Origin of the sequence: Paenibacillus agricola, from assembly GCF_011440305.1 — a bacterium.
GTDB lineage: Bacteria > Bacillota > Bacilli > Paenibacillales > NBRC-103111 > Paenibacillus_S > Paenibacillus_S agricola.
Map to the genome: position 1 here is coordinate 630,145 of NZ_JAAOIW010000003.1, position 15,391 is coordinate 645,535.

At 44.7% G+C, this 15,391-nt stretch carries 15 protein-coding genes and 1 tRNA gene; 10 read left to right on the forward strand and 6 right to left on the reverse strand.

The window, feature by feature from the left end:
• Window positions 1–193: 193 nt before the first annotated feature.
• Window positions 194–1,273 carry a substrate-binding domain-containing protein gene (locus G9U52_RS10845; protein WP_166149212.1) on the forward strand — a complete coding sequence of 360 codons (1,080 nt, stop codon included), beginning with the start codon at window positions 194–196 and terminating at the stop codon, window positions 1,271–1,273.
• Window positions 1,274–1,515: 242 nt separating this feature from the next.
• Entirely contained in the window at window positions 1,516–2,169 is a 654-nt protein-coding gene (locus tag G9U52_RS10850) for a helix-turn-helix transcriptional regulator (RefSeq protein ID WP_166149214.1), read from the forward strand.
• Window positions 2,170–2,225: 56 nt separating this feature from the next.
• On the opposite strand, the gene G9U52_RS10855 is transcribed toward G9U52_RS10850, so the two are convergent.
• Window positions 2,226–3,131 carry an RraA family protein gene (locus G9U52_RS10855; protein WP_166149216.1) on the reverse strand — a complete coding sequence of 302 codons (906 nt, stop codon included), beginning with the start codon at window positions 3,129–3,131 and terminating at the stop codon, window positions 2,226–2,228.
• A 530-nt stretch (window positions 3,132–3,661) separates the two neighbouring features.
• On the opposite strand from G9U52_RS10855, the gene G9U52_RS10860 reads away from it, so the two are divergent.
• From G9U52_RS10860 to G9U52_RS10875, 4 genes are all read left to right on the forward strand, one after another.
• Window positions 3,662–4,618, forward strand: a complete 957-nt coding sequence (locus tag G9U52_RS10860; protein ID WP_166149218.1) for a carbohydrate ABC transporter permease — start codon at window positions 3,662–3,664, stop codon at window positions 4,616–4,618.
• Window positions 4,615–5,451: a carbohydrate ABC transporter permease gene (locus G9U52_RS10865; protein ID WP_166149220.1), complete on the forward strand. Its 837-nt coding sequence runs from the start codon at window positions 4,615–4,617 to the stop codon at window positions 5,449–5,451. The genes G9U52_RS10860 and G9U52_RS10865 overlap by 4 nt, the downstream gene beginning before the upstream one ends.
• A gap of 244 nt (window positions 5,452–5,695) precedes the next feature.
• Complete coding sequence (locus G9U52_RS10870) at window positions 5,696–7,009, forward strand: ABC transporter substrate-binding protein (RefSeq protein ID WP_166149222.1); 1,314 nt, start codon at window positions 5,696–5,698, stop codon at window positions 7,007–7,009.
• 71 nt (window positions 7,010–7,080) lie between these two features.
• On the forward strand, window positions 7,081–8,082 hold the full coding sequence (locus G9U52_RS10875) for a mannonate dehydratase (protein ID WP_166149224.1): 1,002 nt from the start codon (window positions 7,081–7,083) through the stop codon (window positions 8,080–8,082).
• Between the two features lie 168 nt (window positions 8,083–8,250).
• On the opposite strand, the gene G9U52_RS10880 is transcribed toward G9U52_RS10875, so the two are convergent.
• Complete coding sequence (locus tag G9U52_RS10880) at window positions 8,251–9,639, reverse strand: mandelate racemase/muconate lactonizing enzyme family protein (RefSeq protein WP_207952889.1); 1,389 nt, start codon at window positions 9,637–9,639, stop codon at window positions 8,251–8,253.
• 138 nt (window positions 9,640–9,777) lie between these two features.
• On the opposite strand from G9U52_RS10880, the gene G9U52_RS10885 reads away from it, so the two are divergent.
• Together G9U52_RS10885 and G9U52_RS10890 are read left to right on the forward strand one after the other, a co-directional pair.
• The gene (locus G9U52_RS10885; protein WP_166149228.1) at window positions 9,778–10,845 is read left to right on the forward strand and encodes an aldose 1-epimerase; all 1,068 of its coding nucleotides are present in this window, start codon (window positions 9,778–9,780) and stop codon (window positions 10,843–10,845) included.
• Between the two features lie 117 nt (window positions 10,846–10,962).
• Window positions 10,963–11,163, forward strand: a complete 201-nt coding sequence (locus G9U52_RS10890; RefSeq protein ID WP_166149230.1) for a hypothetical protein — start codon at window positions 10,963–10,965, stop codon at window positions 11,161–11,163.
• A 181-nt stretch (window positions 11,164–11,344) separates the two neighbouring features.
• On the opposite strand, the gene G9U52_RS10895 is transcribed toward G9U52_RS10890, so the two are convergent.
• Window positions 11,345–11,417 (reverse strand) — tRNA-Lys (locus tag G9U52_RS10895).
• Between the two features lie 142 nt (window positions 11,418–11,559).
• Here G9U52_RS10895 and G9U52_RS10900 point away from each other — a divergent pair.
• Window positions 11,560–11,775 (forward strand): hypothetical protein, encoded by a 216-nt coding sequence (locus G9U52_RS10900; RefSeq protein WP_166149232.1) that lies wholly within the window; start codon window positions 11,560–11,562, stop codon window positions 11,773–11,775.
• Window positions 11,776–11,892: 117 nt separating this feature from the next.
• Here the strand turns inward: G9U52_RS10900 and G9U52_RS10905 are convergent, their stop codons facing one another.
• From G9U52_RS10905 to G9U52_RS10915, 3 genes are all read right to left on the reverse strand, one after another.
• Window positions 11,893–12,246 carry a hypothetical protein gene (locus tag G9U52_RS10905; protein ID WP_166149234.1) on the reverse strand — a complete coding sequence of 118 codons (354 nt, stop codon included), beginning with the start codon at window positions 12,244–12,246 and terminating at the stop codon, window positions 11,893–11,895.
• Window positions 12,247–12,345: 99 nt separating this feature from the next.
• Window positions 12,346–12,561 carry a DUF3006 domain-containing protein gene (locus G9U52_RS10910; protein WP_166149236.1) on the reverse strand — a complete coding sequence of 72 codons (216 nt, stop codon included), beginning with the start codon at window positions 12,559–12,561 and terminating at the stop codon, window positions 12,346–12,348.
• A gap of 2 nt (window positions 12,562–12,563) precedes the next feature.
• Window positions 12,564–13,493, reverse strand: coding sequence for a ComEC/Rec2 family competence protein (locus G9U52_RS10915; RefSeq protein WP_166149238.1), 930 nt, complete (start codon window positions 13,491–13,493; stop codon window positions 12,564–12,566).
• A 366-nt stretch (window positions 13,494–13,859) separates the two neighbouring features.
• On the opposite strand from G9U52_RS10915, the gene G9U52_RS10920 reads away from it, so the two are divergent.
• The gene (locus G9U52_RS10920) at window positions 13,860–14,870 is read left to right on the forward strand and encodes a Gfo/Idh/MocA family protein (RefSeq protein WP_166149240.1); all 1,011 of its coding nucleotides are present in this window, start codon (window positions 13,860–13,862) and stop codon (window positions 14,868–14,870) included.
• Window positions 14,871–15,391: the final 521 nt, after the last annotated feature.

Here is a 15,391-nt window from a genome sequence, read left to right on the forward strand (position 1 = left end):
TAAAGATTCCCTCGATTTGCAAGAGAATGTTTATTGGTTTTATTGGCAATATTCTTTTTTTCCAAGCCCCACTCGTCCATTAAGCTTTGTTGTAAAAAAAATTAATAAAAATATGTTGATATTCCGTTTAGATCTATGTGAAAATTATACGATACCCGTAAAAGTATAATAGAACTCAATCGGAGTGAACCTAATGCCAACAAACAAAAAGGTGACTATGCAGGAAATAGCCAATCAAGTGGGCGTCTCCAAATTTGCCGTGTCCAAAGCTTTGTCCGGGAAATCAGGGATAAGCACAGCAACTCGCGAGAAAATATTAACAGTGGCTTCGCAATACGGATATGTTAAATATAAAGCAAAAATAGATAGGGCTCACCAGACTCAAGCGAATCCCGAAAATAAACTGGTTGGTATTCTAATCCCTGATATTAGAAGCCAAAATAAGGAGTCGGCTTATTGGGGCAAAATTGTTGAGGGCATATCCAGCAACCTAGAAAAGCGCGGTGTTGGCACCATTATCATTACTAACGACTCCCCGCAAAACTTTAATCTCGTTATTAAGCCTGAAGGCTTAATGGGCATTATAAGTGTAGGCCTAATATCCACCCCGATGTTAGAGGAGCTTAGGCGCTTATCCATCCCCTTCGTGCTGGTCGATCATGAGGACGAGCTGCTGGCATCGGATAGCATCTTTATGAATAGCTTTGACAGCATTCGTAAATTAACGAAATACCTGCTTGGTTTGGGCCATACGGATATTCATTTTGTCGGAGATATTCATTATTCCAGAAGCTTTTTTGATCGATGGTGTGGTTTTAAATCAGCCATGGATGAACAAGTAAGCACCTATAAGACTAACCAACTATTGCTGCATATTAAGCCATCCTACAATCCGGATAATTATCACTCGCTTTTGTCGGAGCTTAAGCAATTCCAATTGTCGGCAGCTATGTTTCCCACAGCCTTTGTGTGTGCGAATGACCAAATCGCCTTGCATGTAGCCGATGCCCTTAAGGAGCTGAACATTCGTATCCCTGATGAATGCTCCATTACTGGATTTGATAACAACGACGATATTACCCAATATTTCCCTGAGCTCACAACCATTAATGCAGAGAAAGAAGCGTTAGGCACCAAAGCAGTAGACCTGTTATTGTGGAGAATTATGAATCCCCACATGCCCTACGAGAAGGTTTTGCTACAAAGCCAATTTATTTACAGAGGCAGTACACAGGCAGCTAAAACCACTAAAGAAGTCCCAACAACAACCTAACAAATATATTCGTTAGGTTGTTTTGCTAACTTAAAACTAATATCCAGAAAAAAATACTCATTTTTTAGTTTTTTCAAACAATTTAGGTTGACCTGACTATAATTCCGTTGTAGAATTAACTTAAAATGGTAATGTAACCGATTTCATTTTATGTGCTAAATTAGTTTTACCTAACAAAATCACTTATTTGCTAACAAATTTTTAAGCTGCAAATGGTAAAAGCCAAGCGGGGAGTGATGTTTATGCAGGAATATTCGTATACCAAAGAAAAGGAGCTGTACGATACTTTCAAATCAGCTAGCGATTCAACCGAGATTCAGCACAGCATAGAAACCTTTTATGATTTTTTTGTCCAAAATGGCTCCAGTGAAATGTTTGAGATGTATGAAACGACGGTTCGTTTATTAGTGGGCATAGAAAAAAGGGTTGTTGCCGAATTTGGCAAGGATAGCAAGTGTAATAAATTAGAAGTGATGAGCGTGGTCAATAAAACAAACCTAGAGGAGGTTAAAGCATACGTACTTGAATGTTTTATGGAATTACGGGGAATTATATTACGTAAGTTTAATCACTATCATACCAGCATAATATTAAAAACGATCCAGCACATGGAGAACGAATTCCAGCATGCCACCCTCGACAGCCTTGCCCAGAAAGTATTTATGACACCCTCCTACCTCAGCATGTTATTCAAATCCAATACGGGCAAAACCTTTATTGAACAACTCACAGAAATTCGGATTGACAAGGCCAAACAGCTTCTGAAAAATACCCATCTCAAAAATTACGAAGTAGCCGAATCCATAGGCTATCAGGATTCCCGTTATTTCAGTCAAATTTTCAAGAAAAAGGTCGGATTGTCGCCTAGTGATTACAGAGAATCAGCTACCAATTAAAGCCACATAGGGCAAAGGGGCATACGGTGATCAGCCTATATGGCCCCTTTATTATTTTACAATCGAACCTGGCCTGAACCTCCCTGCAGCTCTGCTTTGCCTGCCTCCTCCAGCTCCACATCCCATGTAAGCTGGCGAAAGTCCGAAGCCTCTTCCGTGCTACCGAGCCATCCGATAAAGTCATTCCAGATCGACACCGTCCATGGCGAATCAATTTGTGCTGTCGTATAGATATCCTCCCTTAAGCGGATAAAACCGAATATATCGCGTACCTGCGACTTTTCAGCTTGGACGACAGTAAGCTCAGCCAGATGCGGGGGAATGAAGAGTACACCTGACGGCGTTCCTAGCACCACATCACCTGGAAGACATATTGCTTTGCCAATCCGGCAAGGTGTATTTAAGCCGACCATTGTAACATCGGCAATTGCCGTTGGGTCACTGCCTCGATAATACATATTAATCCCTTCAATGCCCACGATTTGCTGTGTATCACGGATTCCACCCCAGATGACAGCACCACCCCGTTTGGTTTTGGCTGCAATCGCCGTCGAGAGATTACCACCCACATAGGTGCCTTGATGAACCTTGTCGAACAGGTCGACTACCACCACATCATCCTCCTGCAGCGTATCGATCACCCACTGATTGAAAAAGCCATTCCTGTTTTCCTGCCCATGGCCATAATGCAACAAGGTATCGTGTAAATCGGGACGTTTGGGAACCATGACCGAGGTCACTGCCCGCCCAACCATCACTCGATTTGGATGTATGATTTTTAAATCACCTTCAAATTGAAAGGTATACCCGTGATTCCAAAGTGTCCCCCAGGCTTCCTCCAAGGTAATTCTCGCCATACGCCGCAAAATATCGTCAGCCACCTTGGGCCGGCCATTAGGAAATCTCTCGCCCTGCCAAAGTGGTGTAAGCTGGATCATGTCATCCCGATTATCATAATTCAAGCTAAGCCCTTCTTTCCTTTTATTAAGTCTTATAACTAAACCTCTTAACTTAAGTCCCACTTCTCATGTTAAGCGTTTTTTCTGTTTTGTCGATGCGGTTTTTTTACGTAAATTTTATAGCAGGGTTATAAATTTTTCGCTTTTCCACTTAACAACCTTATGATATTCCCCCCTATAGCTTATCAAATTCCCCTATATAGAGTCTCTGTCAGTATGTATATTGGAAATAAGAGGAGGGATTACAAAAGGAATTAAATAAGTAACCAATTTAATTGTATGCGTTTACATTTGATCATTACTTTTATGTTCCTTTACCCTCACAAGCTCCTCTCAGATGATCATAGCCCGCCTCTCAACTACCGCATTGATGCTCAGCCACCATGTGTATTTTCCCCTGCAATCAGCCAAATTAACGTAAATAAGAGTGGTTAAAAAATCAAACAATATCATAAATTCCTCACCTGTGCAGGTTAAACCCGCTTTGCTACACTGTGAAAGTACTCGAAACCTATGATAAGGGATGTGAATATATGGCGGTTAAAGAAATAACAAATGTAAACACGGTAGCCGAGCTGCCAGTCCGCAAAAGTAAAAGAAACTTATTCAGCAATCATTTGGATGGATATATATTTATCTCCCCTTGGCTGCTTGGGTTTTTGCTGCTAACCGTTTGGCCGATCGGGCGGTCCTTCTATCTGTCCTTTACGGAGTATTCACTTCTGGAGCAGCCGGTGTGGATCGGATTAGATAACTACACAGAAATCTTTTTAAAGGATAACCTGTTCAAAAAATCGCTGGGCGTTACCTTTACCTTTGTGCTTTTCTCGTTGCCTCTCAAATTGTTCTTCTCATTGATGGTTGCGATCCTGCTTAATAAAAATCTCAAGGGCATGAACCTGTACCGCACCGCCATCTACTTTCCTTCCCTAATCGGTGGCAGCGTCGCCGTATCCGTCCTCTGGCGTAATTTGTTTGGCCTTGATGGGTATGTCAATCAGGTGCTCTCTTGGGTTGGCATTCAAGGAAGAGCCTGGATCGCCAACCCGGATACTTCGCTCGGCACGCTCGTTTTGCTCAATGTCTGGCAATTTGGCTCCACCATGGTTATCTTCCTGGCCGGCCTCAAACAAATACCTAAGGATTTATATGAATCAGCCTCGGTAGATGGTGCAGGCAAAGTACGTCAATTTTTCCATATCACCTTACCTATGCTCTCCCCTGTTATGTTTTTCAATGTCATCCTTGGAATTATCGGCTCCTTTCAAACCTTTACCTCCGCATTCATTATTACGACTGGTGGACCCGCAAACTCTACTTATATGTATGCTTTTTATCTTTACGAAAAGGCTTTCAAACATTATCAAATGGGATATGCATCCTCTCTGGCCTGGATCTTGCTCGTCATCATTGCCATTATGACCGGTCTAAACTTCTTGGCCTCTAAGTATTGGGTATTTTATGAGTCGGAAGGAGGGAATGACAAATGAACAAAGCTATCGGATTCAGCACATTTCGCAGCCATTTCATCCTGCTCGTGTTTTCATTCATTATGATTTATCCCGTCTTCTGGTGGCTGGGCGCTTCGCTCAAAACCGTAACAGATATGAAATCTTCATCCATTTGGCCAACCACTTTTATGTGGGAGAACTATACCAAGGGCTGGGCCTTCTCGGCCAAATACAGCTTTACGACATTTTTTATGAACACCTTGATCATGGAATTTTGGAACGTGCTGGGGGGCGTGCTCAGCAGTGCAGTAGTCGCCTTTGGCTTTGCCCGAATTAATTTTAAGTTCCGCTCCTTCTGGTTTTCCATTTTGCTGCTCACTTTAATGCTTCCCGGACAAGTTACCATCGTGCCGCAATATATTATGTTCAACAATTGGGGGTTGGTGAACAGCTACATCCCGCTCATCCTTCCCCATTTCTTAGGGGGCGGTGCCTTCTTCATATTTCTGGTCGTCCAGTTTATTCGCGGTATTCCCAAAGAGCTTGACGAAGCTGCCAAAATTGACGGAGCCTCTGTTTATAAGACGTTCTCTCACATTATTTTTCCATTAATCAAACCAGCGTTGGTGTCGGTAGCGATTTTCACGTTTATATGGAGCTGGGATGACTTCTTTGGCCAAGTTCTGTATTTAAGCTCTATCGATAAATATACGGTTGGTTTAGCACTTCGCATGTTTATTGACCAGTTCGAAATCCAGTGGGGCCAGCTCTTGGCAATGTCCTTGTTATCGGTTGTTCCGTCCGTCATCTTGTTTGTAACCGCACAAAAGCATTTCGTTGAAGGTATCGCCACAACCGGCATAAAAGGATAAACGGTTTTGATAGCTGGTAACACCTGCTTCCACGAATGTTGGCCACATTCTGGAGTGTAACATGTGCAATACGTGCATACGCATTACTGAATTACAGCATTGCAGGCCCATCGGCCTCACGGAAGGCCATACAATCCAGTCATGAGCTAGCCATGGCTTGGCATCGTTCGCTACGCTGTGCAGGCAGATCGACTAACTGGTGGAGCCTCTGTAAAACTATATGATTTAGGGGAGTGTATCTATAATGAAATCCAATAAAAAGAAAAACCTTTTGCTCGCCATGCTTGCTTTTTCCTTGGTGCTGACCGCTTGCTCCAAAGCCGTGGAAACTACAGGGACGGGTACCCCAGCCAAGGATACACCCACTGCGGCCACACCTGCCGATATGCGCATTATGTGGTGGGGAGCGGACGACCGTCATCAAGCTACAACCAAAGTGCTCGACATGTATTCGGCTAAAAATACGAACATTAAATTCACTTCCGAATATATGGCATGGGATGGATTCTGGGCCAAGCTCCCTACGCTTGCTGCCTCCAACTCAATGACCGATATTTTGCAAATGGATGGAGCTTATATTAATGAGTATGCCAAAAAAGGCTTGCTCATGGATCTGTCTGACGTTGACTTAAAGGGGCTTGTTGATCCGAGAATTGTTAATAACGTCAAGATCGATGGTAAATTATATGGAATTCCGCTTAGCCACAACGGTTCAGGCATCGCTTACAATAAGACGGAGCTGGAGGCAGCTGGCGTAAAGCTGCCCAAAAAGGACTGGACATGGGATGAATACTTCGCCTTTGTGAAAGAAGCCCACGAGAAGCTGCCGAAGGGCAAGTATGCCTTCACAGATAATACAAGCGTATGGGATTGGTACCAATTTTACCAAACCTCCAACGGCAAGGGTCCCATCATGCAGGATGGAACCAAATTTAACCTGGATAAGGACCTTTGGTTTAAATTCCAAAATATGCATGAGCAATGGCGTGCAGACGGCTCGCTTCCTTCAGCAGAAACCTCCTCTGCCTATAAGGACAATGATCCTAAAGCCGATGCCATGGTATCCGGCGTTATGGCTAGAGCTGTAACTGTTGGCTCTGTTGGCGTTATGGAAACGTTAAATCCAGGCAAAATTGCCGTCGTCAACAACCCTGTTGGCCCTAGCGGTGGCGGATGGGCGCAGGCTACGATCTTCCTGAGCATGAGCAAGAGCTCCAAATATGCAGTTGAAGGGAAAAAATTTCTTCAATATTTCATTTCTGATCCAGAAGCTGGAAAAACTCTCGGCTTGACACGTGGTGTTCCCATCAACGATACGATCTACAAAGCCTTGGAGCCAACATTAAGTAAAAAGGATTTAATGGGCAAGGAATTGTTAGCTACTGCCTTGGATAAGGCACTTCCGTTCTATCCTGCGCCACAAGGCTGGTCCGATTTCGTCAGTCTTTACAAAGCGGAAATGGAATCCGTTATGTTCAAAAAGCAGACTATAGAGCAAGCTTATGACAAAATCGTCGCCAAAGGCAAAGAAACCGAAGCCAAATTGAACAAAAAGTAAGTCGTTCAGACCATTTTAATAAAAACAGACTATCATAAAAAGGCAGACCATTTCTTAAGAGGAGGCATGATATGTTTCAATTAGCCGAGTTTTTTCCCGGATACCCGAGCAGGCTTTGGCATCTTGCCAAGCAGATGGGAATTGCTTATGCCGTCGGACCGCTTCCTAAAGAGGAGCATGGCATGAAACCCTGGGACTACATGAATTTGGTGCAAATGAAGCAAAGATTTGGCGATTTCGGGCTCGACCTGCAGGTTATCGAATCCGCACCTGAGACGAATCGAATCAAGCTGGGGCTGCCCGGTCGGGATGAAGAAATCGATATTATGTGCCAATTCATTACGAATATGGGCGCAGCCGGCATTTCCGTGCTTTGCTATAATTTTATGGCGCAATTTAATTGGTTTCGAACCTCGACGACCATTCGTACCCGTGGAGGCGCGCTTGTCTCCGGCTATGATCATTCCTTGCTTGCGGATGCACCACTCACGGAGGCCGGTATCGTCACAGAGGACCAGCTGTGGGACAATCTGCACTATTATTTGGAACGGATCGTCCCTGTTGCGGAGAAGGCGAAGGTCAAGCTCGCACTGCATCCCGACGATCCCCCGATCTCCCCGATACGCGGAGTATCAAGGATCCTGCGCAATTCAGAAGCGCTGCAACGCGCAATTGATTTGGTGCCCAGCCCCTACAGTGGCATTACGTTATGCCAAGGCACCTTAGCCACGGCTGGCGAAGATATCCCAAGCGTCATCCGCAAGTTTGCTGCGCAGGATAAAATTTTCTTCGTCCATTTCCGCGATGTACGTGGAACGCCTGAAAAGTTCGAGGAAACGTTCCATGACGACGGCAAAACCGATATGCTGGAAGCCATGCGTACCTATTACGAGGTTGGGTTCCAGGGGCCGGCACGACCTGACCATGTTCCTACCATGGAGGGCGAAGATAATACACATCCCGGCTATGAATTATTGGGGCGTTTATACGGTGTTGGCTATATCAAAGGACTTATGGAGGCGGTAAGTGCCGATAAGAGATTTAGCCCTGAGCCCGTTCTGAATCATAATTGATCTGAATCATAATTGAATGGAATGACTGGTGACTGGAAAAAGAACCTTAATCCCTACTTAAATAGTAGGGATTAAGGTTCTTTCTCTTTCAATCAACGCAGCTGCAGCCTGTAAAGCGTTTCTCCATTCCTGCAAGGAAGCGTCAGACGCTTTGACAGCTAAAATTGATCAGCTCCACAGCCGGTCATTGGACACCGAATGATTCCATTCGTCCGTTGACTCCCACAAGCCTGGAATAGCCTCGTGTAGATGCTCGGCTATCACCTCATCATTCAACGCATCGATACCGAGCCCTGGGGCATCTGGCACAGTGATAAAGCCATTCTGGATCAGAGGCTTGGGAAGTGAACGCCCAATAACGATATCATCCCACCACGACACATGGTCGGAATGGAATTCAAGCGCGAGGAAATTTTCCGTTGCTGCCGCACAATGCACTGCAGCCAAGCAGGCAATCGGGCTCTCCGCCATATGAATTGCCATGGCTACGGCGTACTCTTGAGCCATATCACCGATTTTTTTCGTTTCCAGAATGCCGCCTGTGCTCAACAGGTCTGGATGAATTACGGAAACGCCACCTGATTCCAGCAAAGGCTTAAAATTTTCCTTCAAATAAATATCTTCACCTGTGCAAATTGGGGTTGTCACGGCCCTTGAAAGTCTGACGTATAAGTCCGTGTATTGCCATGGAATCATATCCTCCATCCAAGCAAGATTATATTTATCGATCCGGCGCCCCAGCTTGATGCAATCCTCCAGGCCGATATGCCCGAAATGGTCAATCGCCAGTGGTACCTCATAGCCAATCACCGAGCGCACATCGCTTACATATTGCTCAAGCATATCCAGTCCTTTTTCAGTCACATGAATTCCTGTGAACGGATGGGCTATATTATAGGCATCATACAGTCGATTCCGTGCATAGCAAAGCTCCGATTCGCTCATTTGCGTATGCTTGCGGTTGGCCCATGCCTCGGATAAGTTCCTCATATTCTCAAAGAAGCCCAGTGGTGCGCTCAAAGAACCCGGCTCGTGAATAATTTGGTTAATTCCGAGATCCATTTTCAGAAAGGTGTATCCTTTTTCTATCCTCAATTTCAACGCATGACCCATCGACAGCCCCGTGTCTCTGCCCATCACATCGGTATCGCAATACATCCGGATCTTGTCGCGGAATTTGCCGCCCAGCATTTGATAAATCGGAATGCCGTAAGCTTTTCCAGCTAGGTCCCATAACGCAATTTCAATACCGCTCACGCCTCCACCTTGCCGGGAATGGCCGCCGAATTGTTTAATCCGCCGAAAAAGCTTATCAATATTGCAAGGATTCTCGCCTAAAATCCGACACTTCAGCATCAACGCGTATCGTTTGTCAGCAGCGTCCCTCACCTCACCGTAGCCAACTAAACCTTGGTTCGTATAAATCTTGATCAAGCTGCAATGCATCGGAGCCCCATCAATATCTGCGAAGCGAACATCGGTAATTTTTAATTCCGCAGGAATTGAATACGTATTTACATAAGCGGTTGTACTTTCGAATGTTTCCTTTACTAACAAGCTAACCATCTCCTTTATCACATTATATAAAGCGTGTTCCTGAATTGGCAGGCTGTAAAATTATCATTTTGTTTGTTTTTTTAGTTCTTTTTCTTATAATAGAGGTTAGGTCATCAATATATCATCACAGGAGGAAACATGAGCTATCATCCGCATGCTAGTGAAGGGATTTATCAAGGAGAAAAAGCCATTTGGCTGCGTGCCTCTACCTATGAAGCTGCTATTCTGCCTGGAATAGGCGCCAACTTAATTGCTTTTCGCGATACAGACAGCCAATACCGTTTTTTACATGAGCCAGAGCCTGAAGAAATGGAAGCCTTTAAAGCAAGGCCCTACAGCTATGGAATCCCTGTGCTGTTCCCCCCCAACCGTTATGAGGATGGCGAATTTCGTTGGAACGGGAATATTTATAAGTTTCCTGTTAATGAACCAGCAACGGGCAACCATCTACATGGGTTTGTCCACAGCATCCCTTGGAAGGTTGAAGGATTTGGAAACGATTCCAATGAGAGCTGGGTCACCCTTACCTTAACCGTGACGGAAGGCCATTCCGTATATTCGTATATCCCCCATGCCTTTACGATCAAAATCCGATACACCTTAAGCGAGCTTGGTCTATCCCAGCATGTTATTGTGCGTAACGATGGCGAAGCGCTTATGCCTTGCCTGCTGGCTTTCCATACCGCAATTAATGCCCCTTTCGACCCGGCAAGCACTGCAGACGATTACCGCTTTAAGTTGACCATCGGCGATCGCTGGGAATTGGATGAGCGCATGCTGCCTACCGGTCGTTTTCAAAAATTGAGCCCTGGTGAAGCGAGCATGAAAGCCGAAGGGCTATCTCCTTTTTGGGAATCGATGGACAACCATTATACCGCTAGCCCGCAAAATGGGCGCAACCGGATGGAGCTGACCGATCTGCGCAGCAAGGTCACTCTTGTTTATGATGTGGGTACCAGCTACAAGCAGTGGATGATTTGGAATAACAATGCGACGGAAGGCTTCTTCTGTCCAGAGCCTCAGGTTAATCTGGTTAACGCTCCGAACATAAAGCAAGAGCTGGATCGTGAACAAACAGGCTTATTCGGCCTGGAGCCCGGAGAAATCTGGGAGGAAACCAGCCGACTTTATTGTATTAAAGAACGTGCAGAGGCTGAATATGGTGCTACAGCGGCTGTCCATTCACAACGGAGCCAGCAGCGCTAACCGCCAAGGAGGAGGAAGTATATCCAGCAGCTGCGACTGCTGCTACAAGCAACTGCGCGCAGCAAATTAATTTATGTGATCCCGGACTTCCAGAATCCAACCGGACGTTCGTGGAGCTTGAATGTCCTCATTAGCTGCCTCGAACAAAATGTCGCTTTCGTTCCCGGCGGAAGCTTCTATCCGAATGGCGGCCATGAGAACACGATTCGCTTAAACTATTCCAATATGGATGACGCGCGAATTCAAGAAGGGATTCACCGGCTTGGCAACGTGCTTATGCAAATTTTGGTTGCAGAGCGGGCTACCCACCAAGTATAGCACCAAGCACGACGCAATAAGCTCCAACCGGAGTCAAACCCAAGTCCCCTGCGCGAGCCTGAGTAGCCCAAGCAGGCGGGCTTTTTTCTTTGCATATGATAGGCGCATATATATATTTATCCCGCCCAGCAGACACAAAAAAACCGCTAACCTGAGTTAGCGGAATCATTGTTATAAAATATAGGCCCGGTGGGATTCGAACCCGCGACCAGATGATTAAGAGTCAACTGCTCTACCAACTGAGCTACGGACCTTTACTGCTTAGTTATAATAGCACATCCCCTATACTAAATGCAACCCTAAATGATATGGAATTTTTTTCTTTACGAAATTGATGATTAAATTATTTAAAAATGCTTATTATGTTTAATAATACCTACGAAGGAGGTGTTGGTTATGCAAGAGCTATTAGCTTCAAGCCCGATTATGGAAATAAATCCAGATATTCCGCCAGAGGTAACACCCCATCCGAATCCCATTCCGGAAATATCACCAAAGTCATCACCAGAAGTAAATCCGAATCCGATTCCGGAAATTTCGCCGCAACCCCAAAAAACACCTGAAATCAGTCCGCCCGTAGTTCCTGAAATTCCTGATCAAAAACCTATTTAGAGGACAGCCACTCTATAGTATAAGGTAAAAAGAAGCTTCCATTCAATATGGAGCTTCTTTTTATGGTTCCCATCTATGTTAGGGTGTACTATGTAGAAAGACGGCTTGGTTCCTATTTTAGCTGCTCGATATTTTCAACAATCCTTCAACACTTTCGTTAATAAATGCATAGGCCTCATATCCCACGGTTTCCGTATAGACCACCATTGGTGTCAGCACAAAATCCAAACCAGGCTTAAGCGATTGAAAATTTTGGGCAATCCCTTTAATAGTCATTATCGCTTCTTCATCGACATGAAACAGAATACCATCCACTTTGTCTTCTCCAAAATCCATCACATTAAATCCTAAATCGGTATCATATAATGAACCTTTTACCCATGCATGCTTGGAAACTACAGTAAGCCCACGTTTCAAAATCACATTAGAGTTATATTGATTAGCGACGATCCCATATGAAAAAAAATGCATGTATGTATACCTCTTTTGGATTTTCTTTTTAGTATATATAACAACTGTTAGGAAACAATTAGAAAAGCTTTAGGTTTATGTTCTTCTGGACATTCTTCCTTATTCCTTGGCCCAGACATCGTCCATAAGCTTAGCGATCTTCTGCTCTCTTAGCTTAGTGGCTGAAGCATCAGCTATCCACAGCCCTTTCACAAACTCAACAGCATGGCCTGGCCGGACATCTCGGGCTACCTTACTACGGTGGACATCGGTGGTTACACCATCTATTTCAATAACATAGATCTTTCCCTCAATACGGTCAACGATACCCTTCAAGCTTACTTCGCCTTCCTTTCCGTCGCAACAGAGACTTGGTTCCCGTCAGAAACTAGCGTAACGGTACCCTGAAGATCATTACGGAATACCTCAGCACCCGCTTTAGTTAATCGACTTAAAATGGTTTTTTCTGGATGCCCGTAATTGTTATCTTTTCCCGATTGGATAACCGCATACTTCGGATTGACCTGCTTCAAAAAAGCCAGGGAAGTCGATGACTTCGACCCATGATGGCCAACGCCCAGAACGGTTGCCGAAAGGTCAACGCCTGATTTGAGCATGTCCTTCTCGCTAGCGGCTTCTGCGTCACCGGTCAACAGGAACGAAGTGCTGCCAAAGGTCACCTTAATGACGGCACTCATATTATTGGGATCGCCATAGGTTTCAACAGGAGCAATCATCTCCAGCTTTACGGATTTATCCCATTCCAGTGAAAGTCCGGCTTTAGCCGTTTGCACCTGCAGGCTTTTATTCTTGACTGATTCCAATACAGATTCAAAGGTCTTGGTGGTGGACGAGACCTTTGGCATATAAATTTTCCCTACGCTTGCATAGTCAATTACCTTATCAAGTCCCCCGATATGGTCGGCATCCGGATGGGTGCCCACGATCAGATCCAACCTCTCGATATGGTACTTCTTTAGGTAATCGACCATTACCTGCTCTTTATCGTTATTGCCAGCATCGATTAGCATCGTTTTGCCTGAAGGGCTGATCAGTAGCTGGCTGCCTCCCTGCCCCACATCGAGAAAGATAACCCGCAGCTTACCATCGGGCTGCAGATTGGTATTCGTGGCTTCAGTCTCGCTAACCGTAGCTACCCCAGAGGTAGTTTCGGTCTCGTCAACCGTTACTAGCCATACATAGCCTACCAGTATAACCAAAGCTAAACCTATAATTCCCATTAACCAACGATATGAAGTTTTCAACATCTGCTAGTATGCGCTCCCCTGATGCCATTTTCTTCCCATTATAACCTAAGATTCAGATTTGTTGCACAACTTTTCTTAACCCAGCGGCTTGACGAGCACCTGCAGCGTCCATTTCTTCATATCGATAAATACGTATTTTATTCGAAAATGATTTATGGTATATTCGGCATTACCTAATATTATTAATGCCCAAGGCGAGCAGTCCGGCTTTGAGGCCTGCTTATCAGCTTGAACGGGAACGGCGTCAGTACAAAACCGTTCCGCTGTCGTCTCTCCAGTGAATATCCCCTCCCACAGATTAAGACTGGGACTGGGACACTGGGACTGGAACTAAGAAAAATTTATCCGAATTGGAGGCGCTAAATTATGAATTTTGCTATTATCGGTACGGGTATGATCAGCCACATTCATGCTGAAGTCATTCAATCGCTGGACGGCCATCATTTAACTTGGGTACATAGCCGTAATGAGCGGTATGGGGCAGATTTTGCCCGAAAATATGGCTGCAAGCATTCGACGGATTTGGAAATGCTGCTGATGGCTTCCGATATTGATGCTGTTGCTATTTGCACACCAAGCGGGACGCATGCAGAGCTGATTATTCAGGCAGCCCAGCACCACAAGCATGTGCTTGTAGAAAAACCTCTGGATATTGCTTTGGAGCAAGCTGATGAAGCCATCCAGGTATGCAAGGAAAACGGCGTTAAGCTTGGGGTGATTTTTCAACTTCGATTTATGGAGGAGACGAAAAAAGCAAAACGCATATTGGAGGAAGGCTTGTTAGGTGCACTTATCGAGGTAGACACTTATATGAAATTTTACCGTCCGGAAACTTATTATGAGAACAGCTCATGGAAAGGGAAACAAGAGTTGGATGGCGGGGGCGCCCTGATGAACCAAGGCATTCACGGGATCGATCTATTGCTGTGGTTAGCAGGTTCAGTCTCTTCTGTGACCGCACAGGTTAAAACACTCAAGCATGCAATAGAAGTCGAGGATACCGCTGCCGCTATTGTCAATTTTGCCAATGGAGCCATGGGCATTATCCAAGGGACGACCTCGATCTACCCCGACCATCCCCAGCTATTGACGTTCCACGGGACGAAGGGCACGCTTGAATTAGCGGGAACCGAGGTTCCTTATATTCGGACTTTGCACATTCAGGATCGTCCTGAGCTGACGATTAACCATCCCGCTGTCCCCGTGGACCATTTGGGCGAAGCGCACAAACAGCAATATATCGATTTCATCGAGGCCATTGAGCAAGACAGGCAGCCCTTGGTCAATGGAGCCGAAGGAAGAAAGTCGCTGCAATTGGTGAAAAGCATTTATCAATCCTCATTGGAGCGGCGAACCGTAGAGGTGCCGCAACGGTAACGGTAAAAGCCCTTGATCCCGAAGGATGGGGCTTCGAGATAGAGGGCTTTTTGTATTACATTTTCAAAGAAATATATCCTTCTTTAATAAACATTCTGATTTTTTTTAGTGAAATTTTTGTTGAAGTAGATATTTCCATCATGTTTGATAAAGGTTGTTTCTCTATATAGAAACGTATAGCTTTATATTCCTCTGTGCAAGATTCACAAATCAAATGAATCACGGGCTTTAAAAACCCACAGTAAGGGCATAAATTGTTGTTGCCCATATAATCTCCTCTCTAATAGAAAAATAAAAAAAAAGACACACTGCCTTACATTAACTCTAGGAAGGTGTCTATGGAAGGCGTCCGCCTAATCAAAGTCAATCCCATTTTGGTTGGGTTTTCACCTTTGTTCGGAATATACTTTTTTTGTTTTTTTTGTTTTCCAAAATTCGTTTGATACCAAAGATCAGACGTTTGTATCTCATATCATCATTATAACTTAATTTTCTTAGTTCAGTAAAAAAAATATCGTTTT